Here is a 19,818-nt window from a genome sequence, read left to right as displayed (position 1 = left end):
CTGGAATAGTCACAAATACCTGCTGTTTCGGTTCGACGATGAGAGACGTTTCCCGGATGGAAACGCGGCGCCCTGGCGCCTTCCTTCGTAGAACGAATCAGCCGCGGATATACCTGAATCCCATTCTCGTTTATTTTGTAACCGTGCCGGGCCCTGGCCTATCTGGCGTTGATATCGGTGGGGCCGCCCGGACGCGGAGTCAGGCGGACCGGCGCCACGGAGGGCAAGGCGTCGACCAGGGCCTCGGGGCGGTCCAGGCTGAACGACGCCGACACGCGCAGGCGCCCCACCCGCTCATCCGCCAGCCGCAAGGGCGTGGACAGATAGCGGTTCATTTCCTGCACGACTTCGGTCAGCGGCGCATTTTTGAACACCACCCGTCCTTCGCGCCACGCAATGGCGCTCTCGACATCGGCGGGCGCCGGCACGCCGATCGCCCCGCTGCCCGGCACCCGGATGCCGTGTCCGGGGCGCAGCACGGCCCGGCCCAGGTTCCACCAATGGCCGCCGGTCACTTCCACCGTGCCGGATGCCACCAGCACGGCCACCTGGTCCGCATCGCGCCGCACATTGAAGACGGTGCCCGTCACCCGCACCACGCCGCCGCCGGCGCGCACGATGAAGGGCCGCGACGGGTCCGCGCTGACGGTAAAGAGGATTTCGCCGCTGTCCAGCGCCACTTCCCGGCGCCCGTCGTAGAGCTTCACGTCGGCGCGGGTGCCACCGTTGATCTCCAGCACGGAGCCATCGGGCAACGTGACCTGCCGGCGCTCGCCGCGCTCGGCGGTGACCGCCACGGCATACGAGGGCGTCTCGGCGGGCAGGCTCCACCAGGCCACGGCGGCGGCCGCCGCCAATGCGGCACAGGCGAACGCAATGCGCAGCGGCAACTGGCGCGAACGCCGGGGACGCTCGGGAATGGATCCGCCCAGCAACGTCCGCACCTGATCCCGCGGCAGATCGGCCGCGGCTTTGCCCAGTTGCTGCATGCGATCAAACTCACGCGCGCCTTCGGGGTGGTCGCGCCGCCATCGGGCGAATGCGCGCCGCTGGCGGCGCGTCAGGTCGCCGGAATGCCAGCGCGCAAACCAGCCCGCCGCGGTGGCGGGATCGCTTGCATCATCGCGGTCATTGGAAAAAGGCATCGTCATCGATTGTGTTCATGCATGCGGTCGCGCACAAATTCGATTGCCCGCATGACATAGCGTTCGATCATATTCTTGGACAAGCCCATGTGCGCCGCCACCTCGGCCTGGGTCCAGCCTTCGATGCGGTTGAGCACAAAGGCCTCCCGGCATTTGGGCGGCAATTCCGCCAGGACTTTCGCCAGCTCGTCGGCCAGGCGCGCCGCGCGTACGGGGGATTCCGGATCGAGCAGCGCGGGCTGGTCGGCATCGTCCAGTTCGTCCAGCGGCACATGCTCCACGCGGGCCTGCCTGCGCCAGCGATCGATCAGCCGGTGTCCGGCGGCCTGGAACAGGTAGCTGCGCGCCTTCAGCGCAACGCTGGCGTCGGCCTTCAGCAGGCCTTCAATGGCGTCGTGCGCCGCGTCCTCGGCGTCATGCCGGTTGCCGGTGCGCCGGCTCCATACGCCCACCAGCTCGTCATAGTAGGCGAGCCAACCGGTGCGGGGCGAGGAGGGGCGGGACATGAACCAATCGGGAAACGGGGATGGCGAAGCTGCGGATTTTACAAATAATTCTCATTATCGCAACTACCACCCCGCACGGCCCCCGCGCGGCCCTGCTCAAGCCCCTAGTAATCCATCGGGACGTGGCTTTGCGCGGCCCTGATTTCCTGCAGATGCCGCTCCGCCTCTTCTTTCTCGGCGGCCGGCGGCAAGGCTCGCCAGCTCACCATGTTGCCCGGCGTCTTCAGCGGCATCCATCCCAATACGCTGTAAAGCGAAATCGCGGTGTAGCCCGTGTCCAGCCGCGTTTCGTAATAGCCCTGACGATCCGGCATGGTATCGCCGGGCGTCCAATCCAACTGAGACATCCATGTCTCCTTCTTGGTGAAGCTTATGCGTAAGAACGCGCCATCCGCGAATGGGCGGCTTTCCGGCTGATCGTATAGCGTCCCGCCGCCGTTGTCCTGACACGATGCGTCCGTTTTTCATTTCTTGACAGAGGGGAATCCCTAGGCCTCCGCATTCGGATTGCTAAAGGATGAATACAGGCGCTAGGATGCGGCAACGGATTTTTACACCACCCGGCGACGGAGCGTCATCGCTCAGGTCCACCGGGGAAGCGACGGCCATGCCGAAATCGATCTTCCCGCTATACCCAAAAGATCGGCTGGCCGCTCTGGCAAGCGCCAATGCCCTGCGCGCCATCCGCGAGGGTTTGCTGTGGACCATGCCCTGTCTGCTGGTGTCGGCATTGTTCCTGCTCCTGTCCGTCTGCGCCCGGCAACTGGGTTTGCCCGACGGCATCGCAACGCTGCTGGCCAGCCTGCACCGCAAGCTCTCCGGCCTCATGCCGCTCATGGCCGGCATGTCCATCGGCTATATGCTCTCGATCCGTCACCGTCTTCCTCACCTGCCCACGGCGCTGCTGTGCCTGTCGTACGTGGTCATTGCCGAGACGCTGCTGGCGCCCTATCCCCAGGCGGCGTCCACCCTGATCCTCTTCATCGCCATCGTCTCGCCGCTGGCGACCGTGCCGCTGATGGCATGGCTGCACCGCCGCCGCTGGACGCGGCTGGCGCCCGACGGCCTGATCAGCGAAAACGTACGGGATACGCTGAACATGGTGGTGCCGGGCATACTGACGGCGTGCCTGGTGATGGCGCTGCTGTCCTCCGTCCTGCGCATTCCCGCGGTGGCCCAATTCAACATTCCATTAAGCGTCGCCTCGCTGGATAACCCGTTCACCACCGGTGCGCTGGTCGCCGCGCTGAATTCCCTGCTGTGGTTCTTCGGCATCCACGGCGTTCACGCCCTGGCTCCCATCATGGAGGTGCTGGACCAGGCGACGCAACTCAACGCGACCACCCTGGCCGCGGGCTATGAAAGCGTCTATGCGCTCAACAGCACCCTGCTGGGTGCCTTCGTCTTCATCGGCGGAGCCGGCGCGACACTGTCGCTGGCGGCGGCCATCCTGCTTTTTTCCCGCAGCGAATCGCTGCGCCTGCTTGCGCTGGCCAGCATCCCCGTATCGCTCTTGAACGTGAACGAGATCCTGCTGTTCGGCCTGCCGCTCATCCTGAATCCTCGGCTGCTGATTCCCTTCATCCTCGCGCCCGTGACCAACGTCGTCATTGCGCTGGCCGTGGTGCAACTGGGCTGGATGCCGCCGGCCACGGTCGCGCTGCCGCTGACCTCGCCCGTGCTGTTCAATGCGTACATCGGCGCCGGCGAGCACCTGGGCGGAGTCGCCCTGCAGCTGCTGCTGGTGCTGCTGGGCGCCTGCATCTATGCGCCCTACGTGATTGCGCTGGAACGCCAGCGCAAGGCCGACGCCACGGTCTATTTCAAATCGCTGGACACCACCTTCCCGCAACTCCAGGAAGAATCGCTGCTGTACGCGAACGACCCGGTGGTGGCCACTTATACGAACCGTGCACGGCGCAAGGCCGAGATCTCGCGCATCCGCGCCATCAGCGAGTACGACTTCTACCTGGAATTCCAGCCGCAGGTGTCGCTGCGCAGCGGTCTGTGCACTGGCTGCGAGGCGCTGCTGCGCGCGACCGGCCCGGAAGGCGCGCAGCAGGCCCCCCTGGAGTTCCTGCGCTGGCTGGCGCAGGCGGACCTGATGCGCGAGGTGGATCTGTGGGTTGCCAGGCAGGCGGTGCGGCAATGCCTGGCGTGGCGCGCGCAAGGCTTCACGCTGCCGATGACCATCAATGTCACCGGCGGCACGCTGACCTCGGCGGTCTTCCTGGACAAGCTGATCCGGGTACTGGAACAAGCACAGGGACAGGTTTCCGTGGAGCTCACGGAAGACGCGCTGGTCGAGGATGCCCAGGCCCTGCACATCGCCTTCGGGCGGCTGCATGACATCGGTGCGCGCGTGTATATCGACGACTTCGGCACCGGCTATTCCGCGCTGAGCTACCTGCACCAATTCCAGATCGACGCCGTCAAGATCGACCGCAGCTTCGTGCTGGCGCAGAGCCATGAGCGGGGCGCGCTGGTGATGAGCGGCCTGCTGCGGTTCTGCGAGGCCTTGAACCTGCAGATCATCGTGGAAGGCGTGGAGACCGACAGGCAGCTTTCGGCGCTGGAGTCCAGCGCTGAAATCATCGTGCAGGGCTGGTACTACAGCAAGGCCGTGCCCGGCGAGCATATCGTGGACTTCGCGCGCCAGCGGCAACGGATGCCCGCCACGCCGGCGCACCCGTCAGGCGCCGCGGCTACTTGATGCCGATGAACGGCAGGGCCGCGCCGGGCACCTGCGTGGACGGCAGCACTCCATCCCATTTTTCAACCGCGTTCAGGCTCACCAGGTTGGTGTTGGCGGCCAGCGCCTCGGCCTTGGCCCGGATCGAGGCCGCTTCCGCCTCGCCGCGCATGCGGATGCCGTCGGCCTCCGCCGTGAACTGCTGGCGCTGCGCGTCGGCCTGGGCCTTGGCCTTGACCACCTGGATCTCGGCGTTGATCGTCGCCGTCTCTTTTTGCTGACGCGTGGTCTCGATCTGCACCTGGGCCAGCATGCGCTGCTCGATCGAATGCTCGTAGGCCTGCGAGAAGCCCACTTCCTCGATCTGCACACCCACCACCTGCACCGGCGCGCCTTCCATCGTCTTCAGCACGGCGTTGTTCACATCCAGGCCCAGCTTCTGGCGCTCCTGGATGGCGCGCACCGCGGTGTACTGGCCAAACACGTTCTTCACCGCGTCCGGCGTCTTGCGTTCCAGCACGCGCATCTGGAGATTGGAGATGGTGCCGTATTCCGAGTACAGCTCGGCCACGTGCTCGGGCGGCACGCGATAGGACACCGAGACGCGCAGCGTCGCCGGCTGCTGGTCGTAGCTGTAGGCCTCCAGCTTTTCGAACACGAAGGTATGGTCGCGCACGGACACCGTCATCACGTTGTCGATGAAGGGCGTCTTGAAATCCAGGCCCGGTTCGGACACGCGCACCAGCTTGCCGTTGCGCAGCACCACGCCGCGCTCGCCCTGGTCCACCTGGAACCACGAACCAAAGGCAATGAACAGGATCAGCAGGAACAGGATGCCGGTGCCGATGGCGACCTTGAGGCTGCGCGGCTTGACCGCGCCGATCGTCTTGACCATCTGAATGTCTGTCGGCTTCACTTCGAGTCCCTGTCTGTTTTTGTGCGTTTACGGTCCGAGAGCACTGCCGCGATGCCGCGGGCCAGCAGATAGGCAACCACCGCCGCCCCTACCAAGATCAGGAAATACCGCATCGAGCGTCCCCCCCGGGAAAGAAGCACGGGATTCTATCCCGCATGGGCAAGGACGGCGCAAGCGCATGTTGACCGAATGCACCCAGGCGTTGCGAAACGTTTCTCAAGAGCCAAAAAGCGGGAAATCACGCCCCGTAGAAGCGCAGTCCCAGGCGCGACAACGGTCTGGATACTCCCAGAAGGCATGGTCCAGCGCCTCCATTTCCTGCTGTTCTTCCGCGGTCATCGCACCGTAGATATCGTTTAGCTGGACGACTTCCGGCGAGGCCTCGAAGCGGTCGATCAGCCCCCGCATGCGCGACAGTACGGACAGCATGTGCACCGCGCCAACCTTGCGTAACGCGCGCAAGGCCAGCTGGCAGGTCTCATCGCCCCAGTTGCACAGAAACTGCATGAAGCCGCCGTTGTTGATGTCCGCCTCCATGCGCCACAGCGCCACCAGCTCCCGGTCCTCGCCGCAAAGGCTGCCCAGCTTCCAGTCGGCCGCGCTCAGCGCCGCCAGCGCCTGTTCATAACGCTGGTCCCACAACAGGTCGTGCACATTCAACATGCCCGCCGGCGAAGGCTCCAGCAACGCAGGCCACACCACGCCATGTCCGTCATCCACCAGCTGCCATTGCTCGCGGTCGGCGGGCGACGCCTTTTCCAGGCGGATGTGGCGCGCAATCGGCTCGGTGAGTTCCTGGCCATTGGCCAGCGTCAGCAGCAGATGCGTGCCGGTCAGCGAGATGGCTTTGATGCGGTAGTCGACAGGCGGCATGAAACGGATCGGCAAAGATGGAAAGCGGACGAAATTACCGGAACCGGGCGATGCTGTCGAGACGCGGCCCTGCGCGCCATCTCGCTGCTCGCATTGCGCCGCACACTGTTACGTCCTCAAGCCCGGCCCGTCTGCTACCGTAAACCCTGCCCCGCGCCCAGGCCTGCATCCGGCGCCCACCACGGAGACCGACCATGCCACGTCCTTCCGAGTCCGCTCCCCTGATCGGAGTGGTCCCGCCATACATGCTGGACCGCCTGGCGCAACACGCCGATGCGCGCGTCAGCATGCCCGCCGTCAAGACGCTGATCATCGATCAGCAGCAGCGCAGCCTGCGCGAAACCGCGGACCAGCCGCCTCGCGCCACGCTCGCGCCGACCCGGCACGCCGCGCCGGCGGGAACGCCGGAGCGCGCCGTGCATGACGCGGCCAACACCACCACCCTGCCCGGCAGGCTGGTGCGCGCGGAAGGCCGGCCCGCCAGCCGGGACGCCGCCGTGGACGAGGCCTACGCGCACCTGGGCGCAACCTACAAGCTGTTCTGGAACGTCTACAAGCGCCACTCCATCGACGCTCACGGGCTCCCGCTGGTGGGCACCGTGCACTACGGCGAAGACTACGAAAATGCCTTCTGGAATGGCGCGCAAATGGTGTTCGGCGATGGCGACGGCGAGATATTCAACCGCTTCACCGTCGCCGTCGACATCATCGGACATGAACTCACGCACGGCGTGATCGACACCGAAGCCGCCCTGCTCTATCAGGGCCAGGCCGGCGCGCTGAACGAATCGCTGTGCGACGTATTCGGCGCGCTGGTCAAGCAGTACGCGCTGGGCCAGACCGCGCGGCAGGCGGACTGGCTGGTGGGCCAGGGCCTGTTCACGCCCAAGGTGAAGGCCCGCGCCCTGCGCTCCATGGCCGAGCCCGGCACCGCTTACGACGACCCGGTGCTGGGCAAGGATCCGCAACCCGCTCACATGAGCGCCTATGTCGATACGCCGCGCGACAACGGCGGCGTACACATCAACTCCGGCATCCCCAACCGCGCCTTCCATCTGGCCGCCACGGCGCTGGACGGCAACGCCTGGAATGGCGCCGGACGCGTCTGGTACGACACGCTGTGCGACAAGCGCCTGCGCCATGACGCGGATTTCAAGGGCTTCGCCAGCCTGACCCTGGTGATTGCCGGCGAACGGCATGATGCCGCCGTGCGCCGCGCCGTCGAGCAAGCCTGGAAGACCGTGGGAGTGCTGCCATGATAGAACTGCCTTCGCTCGACCTGGTCCAGCTCGTGCGCCTGACCCGCGAAGGCGGCCTGGCCTATCTGCCCGGCCTGGCCGAGCCCCGCCACATCGATTTGTCCACCTGCCCGCCGGGCGTGCGCCAGGAGGTCTGCGACGCGCTGCAACACGCGGCGCCCAAGGCCGTGCCCGCGTGCGCCGACGCCAGCGGCGACCAGCGCTACTTCCATGTGGAGGTCGTATACGAAGGCGCGGAAACCGCGCAGGTCAGCTTCGACGTGCCCGAGGCGGATGCGCCGGATACGCTGGTGCGCTTGTGGAAGGACCGGGCCGGCCAATCTGGATAGCCCGGCCCGCATACAGGCCGATGACCGCCATCGCCACGCACAAGGCGGCGCACACGCCCAGCGCGACGCCCCACCCGCCCAGTCCGTCATGCAGCGCTCCCACCAGCGCCGGGCCGGTGGCCGCGAAGAGATAGCCGACGCACTGCGCCATGCCGGACAGCGCCGCGGCCTGCTGCGCATGACTGGCGCGCAGCCCCACGAACGCCAGTCCCAGGATGATCCCGCCGCCCGTGCCCAAACCCAGCAGCACGATCCACAGCGTGGCCCAGGCGGGCGCGGCGATCAGGCCCGCGAGCGCGACGAAGGAAGCCGCCGCCGAGCAGAACGCGGCGCCGCGCTGGTCCTTCAGGCGCCGCACCACCGGGGCCAGGAACAGGGCCGGGACGGCAGACATCAGCTGCAGCAGCCCATGCAGGGAACCGGCGCGCTCGGCCGTAAAACCGGCGTCGCGCAGGATCGCGGGCAGCCAGCTCACGCCCACATAGAACACAAAGGAATTGATGCCCAGGTACAGCGTGACCTGCCAGGCCAACGGGGAATGCCACAAGCGGCCGCCGTGCGGCGCATGCGCGGTCGTCGCCGCCGGCGGGGTGTGGTTGGCCAGCTGGGGCAGCCACAGCAGCACGCTGATCACGGGCACCACCAGCAGGCACAGGGTTGAGAACCGCCAGCCGCCCGCCGACAGGCTGGCCAGCGGAATCGCGATCGCGGATGCCACGCCCGCCGCGACGCTCATGGTCAGCACGTACGCGGAGGTCAGGCCGGCGACGCGTTGCGGGAAATCGCGCTTCAAGAGGCTGGGCAGCAGCACGTTGCCGACGGCAATTCCCGAACCGATGATGGCCGTGCCCGCATACAGCCCCCAGGCCGCGCCCTGCGTGCGCGCGACGATGCCCGCGGCTATCAGCAGCATCGCCGCGAACAGCGTGCGCTCCAGTCCGAACCGGCGCGCCAGCCCCGCGGCAAACAGCGACACGAAGGCAAAGGCCAGAAGCGGCAGGGTGATCAGCATGCCGGCCGCGGCCGAGGACAGGCCCAGCTGCTCGCGGATCATGCCGATGAGCGGAGCCACGCCGGTGACCGGCGCCCGCAGGGCCATGGCGATGCAGAGTATGCCCAGGATCAGCAGCACCGGGCGGCTGTTGGGACGGGAGTGGGAAGGGACGTGAGTCATTGAGGCAACCTGCGGAAACGGGAAGGGAACGCGCGCACAAGCCGCATTCCGACGCCCTCAGCTTACGCACGCGCCTCTTTACCGAATTTCGAGATAATGACAAACTATCACTAGATTCCGCCATTCCGCCGCGCCTGGCCGGGCAGCCCATGCATACCCCCGACACGCCGCCCTCTCCCTTTGATCCCGACTCCGCCACGCAGTGGACCTTCGCCATGCCCGTGCATGCGGCCGAGCGGGACAACGAATCCCCGACGCACCGGCACCACATGGGCCAGCTGGTGCTGTCGCTGCGGGGCGGGGTGACCTGTTCGGTGCCTCAAGGCCTGTGGATGGTGCCGCCGCAATGCGGCGTCTGGATTCCTGGCGGCGTGCCGCACAGCAATCGCGTCACCGCCAACGGGCGTGTCTGCTTCCTGTTCGTCCCGGCCGATGCGCCGCGCCTGCCGACCGCGTGCTGCACGCTGGCGATCACGCCGCTGGTGCGCGAGCTGGTCGTGCATCTGGCCGAACTGCAGCCGGCCGACACCACGACCCCCGCCAACCTCAAGCTGGCCGACGTGCTGGTGGAGCAGCTGGCGTGCATGCCCACCGAGCATCTGCACCTGCCGATCTCCGATCACCCCCGCCTGCGCGAAATCGCCGGCGCGCTGAACGCGGACCCGGCCGACCGCAGCACGGTTGCGCAATGGGGCAAGCGCGTCGCCATGAGCGAACGCACGCTGGCGCGGCTGGTGCAGCAGGAAGTCAGCATGAGCTTCGGCCGCTGGCGCCAGCAGTTGCACATCATCCTGGCCCTGCAGCGCCTGTCCGCGGGCGTTTCCGTGCAGCGCACCGCGGAGGACCTGGGCTATGAATCGGTCAGCGCCTTCATCACCATGTTCAAGAAGACGCTGGGCAAGACGCCCGCCCGCTACTTCGCCGACAAGACGGACGGGCAGCCGGCCCTTACCAACGATAGGTCAGCGTCGCCATGACGGTGCGCGGCGCGCCAAAGTAGCACCGCGTATTGCTCAGGCAGACGCCGACGTAGTCCTTGTCGAACAGGTTGTTCACGTTCAGCGCGACCGACGCGTTGCGCCATTGGCCGCCCATGCGGCGCAGGTCATAGCGCAACGCGGCATCCACCAGCGTGTACGAGCTCAGTTCGATCGTATTGGAGGAATTGCCGAAGCGACTGCCCACGTACCGGACCCCGGCGCCGGCCGACAGGCCCGCCAGCGCATCGGTGAAGGCGTAGTCCACCCATGCGGCCGCCTGCCTGCGCGGCGTCAGGCTGACTTGCTTGCCCTGGTTGCCGTCATTGCTGCGCGTGTATTCCGCGTCCGTGTACGTGTAGGAGGCCAGCACGCTCAGCTGCGGACTCAGCTCCAGCTTGCCTTCCAGTTCGACGCCGCGCACGCTGGTTTCGGCCGACTGCACGATAAAGCCGGGATTGACCGGATCCGTCGTCGCCATGTTGCGTTGGGCGACATCGAACAAGGCGACGCCGACAAAGCTGTTGTGCCCGGCCGGCTCGTACTTCACCCCCACTTCGTACTGCCTGCCGGTGGTGGGCTTGGCGGGAGAGCTGGGGTAGATCAGGCCGGAAGTCGGCTGGAAGGACTCGGTGTAGCTCGCGTAGGGCGTGATGCCATTGTCGAACAGATAGGCCGCGCCCACCCGCGTGGTGAAGGCGTGGTCCGAGCTGCGGGTGTTCGTGTCGGACAGGCGGTCCATCATGTTCTGGCGCACGCGGTCCCAGCGTCCGCCCAGCGTGTAGGCCCAGCGCCCCAGGCGTATCTGGTCCTGCACGTAGACGCCCAGGCGCTCCTGATGCTGCAAGGCGTCCGTGACCGGAACATCGGGACGGCGGATGGCCTGGCCGTACTCCGGATTGAACAGGTCGATGGGCGGCGCGCACTCGGCCGTGCCGCAGATCCAGTTCAGGCTGTCGTAGCGCTGGCGCGCGTATTCGAAGCCGGTCAGCAGCGTGTGCGCCAGCGGCCCGGTACTGAAACGCGACGTCAGCATCGTGTCGACGTTGATGTCATAGGAGGTCTGGTCGGCGTCGAAGAGCCGCCGGCGCAGCGTGCGGCGGTCCGCCAGCAGGCCGTTGCCCGTCACCGTGTCGAACTCCTGATGGACGCGCGCATAGCGGGCGTTCTGCTGCAGCGAGAACGTGTCATTGAACTTGTGCTCCAGGCTGTAGCCCACCGCCGTCTGGTCGCGCAGGTAATGCTCGCGGTCGGGCTCGCCCACGTAGCGGCTGCGCGGCACCTTGCCGTTGGGGTTTTCGCGCAGCGTGCCGTCTGCCGGCAGGTACTGGGGCAGGAATCCGATCTTGTCGCGCTGATACTGCGCCAGCAGCGTCACGCGCGTGGCCGCGCTGGGCTGCCAGGTCAGCGACGGCGCCAGGAACAGCCGGTCGTTCTTCACGTAGTCCACGGCCGTGTTGCTGTCGCGCTGCAAGGCGATCACGCGATAGAGCCACTCGTCGGTTTCACCCACGGGCCCCGTCAGGTCCACCGCCCCCTGGAACCGGTCCTGGTTCCCCACCTGCAGCTGCACTTCGCCCGCCCGCTCGGCAGAGGGCCGCTTGCTGACCATGCCGGTCAGGCCGCCCGGCCCGCTTTCGCCGTACAGCACCGAGGCCGGCCCCCGCAGCACTTCCACGCGCTCGAGCCCAAAGGGCTCGCTCTGCCAGATCGCGCCCAGGCGCAGGCCATCCAGGTAGGACGACGGCGAACTGAAGCCCCGCAATGAAATCCACTCGATCTGGTTGTCCATGCCCAGCTGGTCCACGGACACGCCCGGCGTGTACTGGACGGCTTCGGTCACGGTCTGCACATTGCGCGCATCCATCTCCTTGCGCGTCACGACGCTGACCGATTGCGGATTTTCCAGGATCGACGTATCGGTCTTGGTGCCCGTGGCGCTGCGCGAGGCCACCCATCCCGGCGCGGGCCCCCAGGCGCTTTCGCCCAGGCCGCTGCCGGTTACCGTGACCGCCTCCAGGGTCGCCGCATCGTCGGCGGCGGGCCGCAGCACGATGGCGCCGTTCTGTTCCTGGGCGCGCAGGCGGGTTCCGGCCAGCAGCGCCTGGACGGCCTGCATGGCGGTCATGCGCCCGGACACGGCATCCGCCGTCCTGCCCGCCACCAGGCCTGCATCCACCAGTATGGGCGTGCCGGTCTGGCGCGCCAGGCTGTTCAGCGATTGCGACAGCGCCCCGGCCGGCAGGTTGACATCGACAACGGCGGCCGCGCCTTGGGCGGCCGCCGCCGCGCTGGCCACGCCGATAGCGGCGGCAAACAGGCTCCGGATGGGGAAATGGCGCGCTGCGCGCAGCGGCGCATCGCGGGTGTAGCGTTCGATCATGGTCAGTCCTAGGGAGGGTTCTGACAGGGAAAACGAACGAACGCTGGTTTACCGGACAATTATTTTTTTCCCGCGCGGGAAATGCGCGTGCCGCCCGAGGCGAGCTCGGCCACGGCCACCGGCAACACGCTGGGCAGGGCCGCCAGGAAGCGTCCGGGCTCGCGCGCCGGGAAACTGCCCGTCACCCGCAACGCGTGCAGCGCCGGCTCGGCGTCCAGCATGATGGGCTCGTCGCGCCATGCGTTCCACTGGGCCACGACCTCGGCCAACGGCGTCGCGTCGAACACCAGCCAGCCCTGGCGCCAGGCATCGCGCCCGCCGGCCTGCACCTCCCGCACGGGCTCAAGGCCGTCCCGCCCCGCGCGCACCATCTGCCCCGGTTGCAGCAGCACGCCCTCGCCGGAGGCATCCAGGCCCCATACCCGGACCAGCCCGCGCTCCACCTGCACCCGCATCACGCCCGCGCGCGCGCTGACGCTGAACGCGGTGCCGACCACCCGGACCGTGCCCCACGGGGTCCGCGCCACGAAGGGCCGCGACGATTCGGTCCGCACATCCAGATAGACCTGGCCCTGCGCCAGATAGAGCTCGCGCGCGTCGCGGTAATAGGCCACACGGGCTCGCGTTCCGGCATCCACGTCCAGCGTCGTGCCATCGGGCAGGCCCAGGGATCGCACCTCGCGCCTGGCGGTCAGGATGTTCAGCCGGTACAGCGCCTGCGGCTCCTGCCAGCGCAGCAGCGTGCCCAGCCCCAGGGCCAGGCCGCCGCCCGCGAAGGCGCGCAGCAGCGCGCGCCGGCCGGCCGCCGCGGCCGCGGGCTTGGGCAGATAGGTTTGCAGGGCCGCCGTCACCGGACCGTCCGCGGCCCACAGCCGCTCCGCCCGCAGCCATGCCGCCTGGTGCCGGGAGTCGGCAGCCAGCCACGTGGCCAGCTGCCGCCGGGCCTTGTCCGCCGTTGCTGCGTCGCCACCCGTCATGCGGGCCAGATAGGTCAATGCGCGTTCGATCATCGCGGGCGTCGGCGCAAGCGCGGCGTCAATGCGATGCACGGTCAGCTCCTTCCTGCCATGCGGCGCAGTCGAGCACCGCGCGCACGACGTGTTTTTCGACAGCGGCGACGCTCATGTCCAGGTGCCCGGCGGCTTCCGCATGCGTATGACCGTAGACCCTGACCATCAGGAAGACTTCACGCCGTTTCCTGGGCATCACGGCCAGGCGCGCCAGCAGCCGCTCCGCTTCCTGGCGGGCGCTGACGACGCGATCCGCGCCGGGCTCCAGCGCCTGGGAAGTCGCGGCCAGGGTGTCCAGCATGCATTGTTCGGCGCGCTTGCGGCGCGCCTCGTCGATGACCAGGTTCTTGCCTACCCGGTAGAGCAGCGCGCGCGGCTCGGCCAGCAGGCCGGCCCGCAGTTCCATCGCCAGCACCCGGGCGTAGCTTTCCTGGACCACGTCGGACGCGTTGTCGCGGCAACGCAGCGCACGCGTGAAAAAGCCGATCAGTTCTTGGTAGTAGCGTTCAAGCACGGGGCGGCTCTGGAGGGTGCGAAAGGCGCGGCCTTATTACTAATAAGTCGCATTATCACATAACAACCGCCCTTCCCCGCCAGGACTTTGCCTGGCGCAGCCTATCCCTGCTTCGGCCCCGCCACGATGAACAGCCGCGGGAACGGCAGCAGCACCGTTCCATCCGCCAGCGCGGGATAGGCCGCTTCGATCAGCGACTGGTAGCGGGCCAGGAAACCGGCCTGTTCAGACGCATCCAGCTTGTCCAGATAAGGGCGCAGCGCCGTGCCCTTGAACCACTCCACCACCGCCGCCGCGCCGGCCAGCGGATGGTGGTAGGTCGTGCGCCACACATCCAGCGTCCCGCAATGCGGCTTGAGCAATTCGTAGTACCAGGCAGCGCTATGCCGCGGCGGATGCTTGACGCCCCCGGTCTTGGCGGCCCAGGGCGCCTCGCCCGCGACCTGCCGCGCCAGGCGATGGGCGGGCTCTTCCATATTGTCCGGCGTCTGCACCGCCAGGCTGCCGCCGGGCGCCAGCTTGCCCACCAGCCTGGGATAAAGGATCTCATGGTCGGGCACCCATTGCAGGGCCGCGTTGGCCAGGATCACGTCGTAGGATTGCGGCGGGTTCCAGGAGGCGATGTCGGCCAGTGCGAACGACAGCCCGGGCAGGCGCTTGCGCGCGGCCACGATCATGTCCTCCGAGCTGTCCATGCCCGTCACCTCGGCGTCCGGATAGCGGCTGGCCAGCACTTCGGTGGAATTGCCGGGCCCGCATCCCAGATCCACCGCGCTCCTGACATCCTGGTTCGGCAATGCGGCGACCAGATCACGCACCGGACGGGTGCGCTCGTTTTCAAAGGCGGAATACTGCTTGGCGGACCAGCTGGTCATGATCGCTCCTGGCGTGATAACGGTGTAGCGCCGACTCTACGCCTGGCCCATCCATATGACAAATTCAGAATCACGGGCAAACCCATATCGAACGGATATGGCTACCCACCAATGATCAGCCCGTCCGCCGATGGCCACCGGCGGACGGGCTCTCACTACCAACCGCGAAGATTACTGCGGCTTCAATTCATCCGACCGGGTTTTCCACAGCGAGAACAGCACCCCGCCCAGGATCAGGCTGAAGGTCACGCCCAGCGAAATCGCCGCCGGCACCTTGCCGATGAAGCCCACCAGGAAGATCTTCGTGCCGATGAACACCAGGACCAGCGCCAGCGCGTACTTCAGGTAGTGGAAGCGGTGGATCATCGCCGCCAGCGCGAAGTACAGGGCGCGCAGACCCAGGATGGCGAAGATGTTGCTCGTGTAGACGATGAACGGGTCGGTCGTGATGGCGAAGATGGCCGGCACCGAATCCACCGCGAACACCAGGTCGACAAACTCGATCAGCACCAGCGCCAGCAACAGCGGCGTGGCCCAGCGCACCTTCTTCGACGTCGCGGGATCGGTTTCGGTCACCACGAAGGCATTGCCGCGCAGCCCTTCCGTGACGCGCATATGGCGCTTGAGGAACTTCAGGATGGGATTGCTGGCGATGTCCGGCGTCTGGTCCGCGATCATCCACATCTTGATGCCCGTGAACACCAGGAACGCGCCGAACAGATAGAGCAGCCAGCCAAAGTTGCTGACCAGCGCGGCGCCCAGGCCGATCATGATGGCGCGCAGCACGATCACGCCCAGGATGCCCCAGAACAGCACGCGGTGCTGGTACTGGCGCGGAATCGCGAAGAAACTGAAGATCAGCGCGATCACGAAGACGTTGTCCATGGACAGCGACTTCTCGATCATGAAGCCCGTGTAATAGGCCATGCCGCTGGCCGCGCCCAGCTGCCACCAGACCCAGGCGCCGAACAGCAATGCCGCGCTGATGTAGCCGGCCGAAAGCAGCAGGCTTTCACGCACGCCGATCTCGCGGTCTTCCTTGTGCAGCACGCCCAGGTCGAAGACCAGCAGGCTGATGACGATGCCGATGAACAGCAGCCAGCTCCAGGTTGGCGTGCCCAGAAAATCGGCGTTGAAGAAGGTGATCAAAGTGTCCATGAATGCCCCGCTAGGTTCGAAGGCACTCATGATCCGGATCTCGCCCAGGTGGAGAAATCAGCCTGAAAGTGAGTTAAGGTTCGAAAAAACCGAAGTGAGCCCGCTCCATGCTGAACTACCGACACCTGTATTACTTCTGGATGGTCGCCAAGGAAGGCGGCTTTTCCCGCGCCGCCGAACGGCTGGACATGGCCATCCAGACCATCAGCGCCCAGGTAAGAGAGCTTGAGAAGAACCTGGGCCACCAGCTGCTCAAGCCCGCCGGGCGGGGCGTGACCCTGACCGACGCCGGCGAAGCGGCCTTCGCCCGTGCCGAAGAGATATTCCAGATCGGCCAGGTGCTGCCCCAGGAAGTGCGCGCGGCCGCCACCAAGCCCGTCATACGGCTGTCGGTGGGCCTGTCCGACGGCATCTCCAAGCTGGCCGCGCACGCCTTGCTGGGCCCCGTGCTGAATACCCCCGACCTGCGCCTGACCTGCCACGAAGGCGAGGTCGAGGAGCTGCTCGGCGAACTGGCCCAGCATCACCTGGACCTGGTGCTGGCCGGCCAGGGCGCCCCGCCAAATCCCAACCTGCGGCTCACCAGCGACCGCCTGGTGTCGTCCCCCGTCGACTGGTATGGCCCCGCCAAACTGGTGCGAAAATCGGACAGGCTGGACTTTCCCCGCTGCCTGGAACGCCTGCCCGTGCTGCTGCCCACCGGCCATTCCGTGCTGCGACAGACCCTGGACCGCTGGTTCGGCGAGCAAGGCGTCTATCCCAATGTGGTGGGCGAATTCGAGGACAGCGCGCTGATGTCGGTGTTTGCCGCCCGGGGCCTGGGCGTCTTCCCCCTCAGCCGCCTGGGCGGAGACGACATCGGCCTGCTGCGGGGCTTGCGCCCGCTGGCCCGATGCGATGACGTCCACGAAGAGATCCACGCCATCCGCAATCGCCGGGGCCAGCACCATCCCCTGGTCCAGGCGGTGCTGGCGCAGGCTAAAACTTCGGTTTTATCTTAATGTTTGTCACACTAACTCTGGTTTTTCGGAAATAGAATTGCCTTTATCGTGGACCCTCTTTTGAAATATCGGAGTACCACAGCAATGAAAAAAATCATCTGGCTCGCTTTCGCCGTGCTTGCCGCACTCTGGACCGGGCTGGTGGCGCTGACCTTGGAACTGACCGACTGGGTCCTGGCAACCATCGCCACGGCCCAGGTGCCAGGCACCGCGATCGACACCTCGCAGTGGGCCGCGCCGGCCTGGGCGGCCGCCTGGGTCGACCCCGCCTGGCTGCAATCGCTGCAAGCCGGCCTGGTCTGGGCCGCCCAGGGCCTGAACCAGGTATTGCCCTTCGCGGGCAGCCTGGGCACGCTGATCTCGGTGCTGGCCTGGATCTTCTGGGGCTTCATCATGGCTGGCCTGCTGGTGCTGGCGCTGATCCTGCACTGGCTGGCGGGCAAGCGCGGGCAGTCCACGCCCCCGGGCGGTCAAGTGGTGTAATAAGGGGCAGGCAACGTCGCCGCCCGGCACGCTGCCTCTCACCAGGAGCGTGCCGTGCCCTCTCGATCCTCTCGTGCCCTATTCCTTCCCCTGGCGGCGCTGCTCGCCTGCGCCGCGATGGCGAACGCGCAAGCTTCGCCCGCGGCCTCCGGGGTGGATGTCTGCACGGTGACGGGCACCTCGGGGCAATACAGCGTGCGGGTGCGCAACACGGGCACGGCGCCGCTGTCGCACGCCGACATCGTCGGGGTTCACCTGGACGCCGGCGGCCAGGGCAGCGGGAATATCAACGTCAAGCTGACCGACATCCCTCCCGGAAAATACAAGACCGCCGTGCTGGCGCGCTACGGAGAATCCGCGGCGCTCGTCAGCGTCGCGACCTATCAAACCGTCAATGGAGTGGAAACGCCACAGCAGGAGCTGTTTGCCGGCAAGGTCGCGCACGTATCGCCCGGATCGGCGCTGCAGTACACGCTGGCCCCGCTTGCAACGCGCGGCTGGACGGTGGCCTACGGCTCGGCGCAAGCCCCCAAGCTGGAAGCAGGCAGCGCCGTGCTGCTGATCTATCCTGCCCACGTCGGCAAAAAGCGGGACGCCATCCGGCCCGAGGCTGGACGCGTACCGATAGACGTGGTGCCCCTCAAGCCCTGCCAGGCCGCGGCCGGCGGCAGGAATTCCTGAACACGTCAGGTCCCGCTCAGCAGGTCGCGCTCGTTGAGCAGCGCATAGACAATCTCCGGCCGGTTATCGAAGCCGCGCCGGATCGCGGCCGGCAAGGACACACGCGTCTTGCGGCACAGCCCCGGCAGGTCTTCGAGCTGGATTGAAATACCCCGCGACGTGCGCACCTCGTTATCGCTGGGAGTGATCTGTATCACGATGCCCAATTGCATGTGTATGCGTCCCTGCATCGCCCGCAGGTCCTCAAGGCTCAGGATGTTCTCCAGCCGCGCCACCAGACGCTTTTCCTCTTCCCTGGTCAGCCGCAGGACGCGGACGTCCGCGGCCGGATCGGCCAGCAGCCGGTCGCGGTCGCAGACACAGGCGCCCGGCGGGCATTCTTGGCGGATCGGGAAGGGGCAGTTCATGGCGGACGGATGCGCGGACTGAGCGACGGGGACAAGACCCATCATCTGATTCTACCCAGGATGACCGACCTCCCGCGGACACGCACTGCTCGTTTACCCGAAAGGCCACTGGGGCATAATGCGCGGCTGAACCGACGCGAGGGACGAGCTGGTGAAACGAATCCTGTTTGCGGCCATGCTGGCGACACTGGGACAAGGCGCCAGCGCGCGCGATTTTCCCTACCCGATCAAGGACGGCTTGTCCGCCGTGGTGACAACCAGCGGCGACGGGGAAGAACGCGCCACGGTGCGCGTGGGCAATGGCCCCGAACAGCTGCTGGGAGTCTTCGACGAGGAAATCGACCAGATGGGATCGGTGGACATCAACCACGACGGCTACCGCGACCTGGTCCTTGGCCAAAGCGGCGGCAGCACGCAGATCATCGCCCGCCTGTTCCTGTACCGCCCCGGCGACGGCGGCTTCCAGGAGATCCTGCATCCCGACAGCAAGGCCAGCCCCTGCCATGGCTTCGTCAACCCGGACTTCGACCCCGGCCGCGCCGCCTTCAGCGTAGCCTGCCGCTATGGCGCCGCCAGCAACGGTTTCGAAAATTATGTGCTGCGCCCGGACGGCACCGCGCACGCCACCTCGTGGGCCACGCAGGCCCTGTTCGCGCTGGAAGTCGACCAGGCTGACCTGACCTACCGCTTCCGCGAAGACGGCTCCGTCGCCGGCATCGACATCGAAGGCGAAGGATCGCCCCTGGACGGCGGCACGGTGCCGGTAGGCAGGCTGGACCTGTACGACACGCCCGACGTCAACGCCCGCCCGACCATGACCGCCGCCGAGGGCGAACACCTGGAGGTGGTGGCCTTGCGTCCGCGCGACTGGCTGCAAGTGCGCTACGCCAGCAAATCCGCCGGCGAGGTCCTGAAATGGGTGCGCTACGGCGACCTGCGCGTGGACAAGCACCAGTACCGCCCCTCGCCGCCCGATGCGACGGGGCTGGAACTGACCCTGTTCAACTACCTGGGCGACTGGAACGACGAAGAATCAGGCGGCCGCTTCACGCTGCGGCTGGACAACCGGGGCCCGGCCCCCGCCCGGCTGGTGTTGCCGCGAGTCTGGCTGCTGCTGATCAACGCGCAGGGCGACCGCATCGTGCAGCCGCTGTTTCAGCGCGATGCCGTCACGCTCGAAGCGCCCGGCGCGCCGGCTCAAGCCACGGCGACCGGCCTGGCCGACACGCCGGTGCTGTGGCGCAAGGACGAGGACGACGGCGGCAGGCTCGCCTACATGATTCGCGCAGGCGATGCCGGCTACGTGCCAGTCGTCCCCGGACTTGCGGCGGGCCGGTACCGCGCGACCGCCGTGGTGACGGACCCCGGAAATCTTGGAGAACCGCTCTACTCGAATCAGGTCGAGTTCGACTTTCCGTTCCCCAAGCGGCCGTAG

General features: G+C 66.9%; 20 protein-coding genes. 8 read left to right on the top strand and 12 right to left on the bottom strand.

The features are described 5' to 3' along the window. Positions 1–158: 158 nt before the first annotated feature. The 3 genes from HLG70_RS27250 to HLG70_RS27240 all read right to left on the bottom strand — a co-directional run bounded on the left by HLG70_RS27250 (position 159) and on the right by HLG70_RS27240 (position 1,998). Positions 159–1,151 (bottom strand): FecR family protein, encoded by a 993-nt coding sequence (locus HLG70_RS27250; RefSeq protein ID WP_171665074.1) that lies wholly within the window; start codon positions 1,149–1,151, stop codon positions 159–161. Beyond that, complete coding sequence (locus tag HLG70_RS27245; protein ID WP_171665073.1) at positions 1,148–1,651, bottom strand: RNA polymerase sigma factor; 504 nt, start codon at positions 1,649–1,651, stop codon at positions 1,148–1,150. Before HLG70_RS27245 ends, HLG70_RS27250 begins: the two co-directional genes overlap by 4 nt. 104 nt (positions 1,652–1,755) lie before the next feature. After that, positions 1,756–1,998: a hypothetical protein gene (locus tag HLG70_RS27240; RefSeq protein WP_171665072.1), complete on the bottom strand. Its 243-nt coding sequence runs from the start codon at positions 1,996–1,998 to the stop codon at positions 1,756–1,758. Between the two features lie 260 nt (positions 1,999–2,258). On the opposite strand from HLG70_RS27240, the gene HLG70_RS27235 reads away from it, so the two are divergent. Next, complete coding sequence (locus HLG70_RS27235; RefSeq protein ID WP_171665071.1) at positions 2,259–4,364, top strand: PTS sugar transporter subunit IIC/EAL domain-containing protein; 2,106 nt, start codon at positions 2,259–2,261, stop codon at positions 4,362–4,364. Here HLG70_RS27235 and HLG70_RS27230 read toward each other — a convergent pair. Further along, on the bottom strand, positions 4,357–5,238 hold the full coding sequence (locus HLG70_RS27230) for a prohibitin family protein (protein WP_171665144.1): 882 nt from the start codon (positions 5,236–5,238) through the stop codon (positions 4,357–4,359). The genes HLG70_RS27235 and HLG70_RS27230 overlap by 8 nt on opposite strands. A 237-nt stretch (positions 5,239–5,475) precedes the next feature. Then, entirely contained in the window at positions 5,476–6,132 is a 657-nt protein-coding gene (locus HLG70_RS27225; RefSeq protein WP_234103265.1) for a DMP19 family protein, read from the bottom strand. 194 nt (positions 6,133–6,326) lie between these two features. On the opposite strand from HLG70_RS27225, the gene HLG70_RS27220 reads away from it, so the two are divergent. Next, the gene (locus HLG70_RS27220) at positions 6,327–7,391 is read left to right on the top strand and encodes a M4 family metallopeptidase (protein WP_171665070.1); all 1,065 of its coding nucleotides are present in this window, start codon (positions 6,327–6,329) and stop codon (positions 7,389–7,391) included. Beyond that, on the top strand, positions 7,388–7,720 hold the full coding sequence (locus HLG70_RS27215; protein ID WP_171665069.1) for a protealysin inhibitor emfourin: 333 nt from the start codon (positions 7,388–7,390) through the stop codon (positions 7,718–7,720). The genes HLG70_RS27220 and HLG70_RS27215 overlap by 4 nt, the downstream gene beginning before the upstream one ends. Here HLG70_RS27215 and HLG70_RS27210 read toward each other — a convergent pair. Then, positions 7,641–8,894 carry an MFS transporter gene (locus HLG70_RS27210; RefSeq protein ID WP_171665068.1) on the bottom strand — a complete coding sequence of 418 codons (1,254 nt, stop codon included), beginning with the start codon at positions 8,892–8,894 and terminating at the stop codon, positions 7,641–7,643. The genes HLG70_RS27215 and HLG70_RS27210 overlap by 80 nt on opposite strands. A gap of 149 nt (positions 8,895–9,043) precedes the next feature. Here HLG70_RS27210 and HLG70_RS27205 point away from each other — a divergent pair, with 149 nt between their 5' ends. Beyond that, positions 9,044–9,871 carry an AraC family transcriptional regulator gene (locus HLG70_RS27205; RefSeq protein WP_171665067.1) on the top strand — a complete coding sequence of 276 codons (828 nt, stop codon included), beginning with the start codon at positions 9,044–9,046 and terminating at the stop codon, positions 9,869–9,871. Here HLG70_RS27205 and HLG70_RS27200 read toward each other — a convergent pair. From HLG70_RS27200 to HLG70_RS27180, 5 genes are all read right to left on the bottom strand, one after another. Continuing rightward, positions 9,843–12,254 carry a TonB-dependent siderophore receptor gene (locus HLG70_RS27200; RefSeq protein WP_171665066.1) on the bottom strand — a complete coding sequence of 804 codons (2,412 nt, stop codon included), beginning with the start codon at positions 12,252–12,254 and terminating at the stop codon, positions 9,843–9,845. The two genes, HLG70_RS27205 and HLG70_RS27200, sit on opposite strands and share 29 nt — an antisense overlap. A gap of 59 nt (positions 12,255–12,313) precedes the next feature. Further along, the gene (locus tag HLG70_RS27195) at positions 12,314–13,303 is read right to left on the bottom strand and encodes a FecR family protein (RefSeq protein ID WP_171665065.1); all 990 of its coding nucleotides are present in this window, start codon (positions 13,301–13,303) and stop codon (positions 12,314–12,316) included. Further along, positions 13,290–13,778: a sigma-70 family RNA polymerase sigma factor gene (locus tag HLG70_RS27190; RefSeq protein WP_171665064.1), complete on the bottom strand. Its 489-nt coding sequence runs from the start codon at positions 13,776–13,778 to the stop codon at positions 13,290–13,292. The genes HLG70_RS27195 and HLG70_RS27190 overlap by 14 nt, the downstream gene beginning before the upstream one ends. Positions 13,779–13,879: 101 nt before the next feature. After that, positions 13,880–14,653 carry a trans-aconitate 2-methyltransferase gene (gene tam / locus HLG70_RS27185; protein ID WP_171665063.1) on the bottom strand — a complete coding sequence of 258 codons (774 nt, stop codon included), beginning with the start codon at positions 14,651–14,653 and terminating at the stop codon, positions 13,880–13,882. 171 nt (positions 14,654–14,824) lie between these two features. Beyond that, entirely contained in the window at positions 14,825–15,811 is a 987-nt protein-coding gene (locus HLG70_RS27180) for a TerC family protein (protein ID WP_171665062.1), read from the bottom strand. Positions 15,812–15,918: 107 nt separating this feature from the next. Here HLG70_RS27180 and HLG70_RS27175 point away from each other — a divergent pair, with 107 nt between their 5' ends. From HLG70_RS27175 to HLG70_RS27165, 3 genes are all read left to right on the top strand, one after another. Beyond that, entirely contained in the window at positions 15,919–16,812 is an 894-nt protein-coding gene (locus HLG70_RS27175; protein ID WP_171665061.1) for a LysR family transcriptional regulator, read from the top strand. 84 nt (positions 16,813–16,896) lie between these two features. After that, positions 16,897–17,295 (top strand): hypothetical protein, encoded by a 399-nt coding sequence (locus tag HLG70_RS27170; RefSeq protein WP_171665060.1) that lies wholly within the window; start codon positions 16,897–16,899, stop codon positions 17,293–17,295. Positions 17,296–17,349: 54 nt separating this feature from the next. Further along, positions 17,350–17,976: a hypothetical protein gene (locus HLG70_RS27165; RefSeq protein ID WP_234103263.1), complete on the top strand. Its 627-nt coding sequence runs from the start codon at positions 17,350–17,352 to the stop codon at positions 17,974–17,976. A 5-nt stretch (positions 17,977–17,981) separates the two neighbouring features. Here the strand turns inward: HLG70_RS27165 and HLG70_RS27160 are convergent, their stop codons facing one another. Further along, positions 17,982–18,383, bottom strand: a complete 402-nt coding sequence (locus tag HLG70_RS27160) for a hypothetical protein (RefSeq protein WP_171665059.1) — start codon at positions 18,381–18,383, stop codon at positions 17,982–17,984. Between the two features lie 151 nt (positions 18,384–18,534). Here HLG70_RS27160 and HLG70_RS27155 point away from each other — a divergent pair, with 151 nt between their 5' ends. Next, a complete protein-coding gene (locus HLG70_RS27155) occupies positions 18,535–19,818 on the top strand; it encodes an SH3 domain-containing protein (protein WP_171665058.1) in 1,284 nt (427 codons plus the stop codon).

The sequence above is a fragment of the Achromobacter deleyi genome (genome assembly GCF_013116765.2).
Taxonomy (GTDB): Bacteria; Pseudomonadota; Gammaproteobacteria; order Burkholderiales; family Burkholderiaceae_B; genus Achromobacter; species Achromobacter deleyi_A.
The sequence above is the reverse complement of the archived record's forward strand: the minus strand, read 5'-3'. Positions and strand labels throughout refer to the sequence as shown.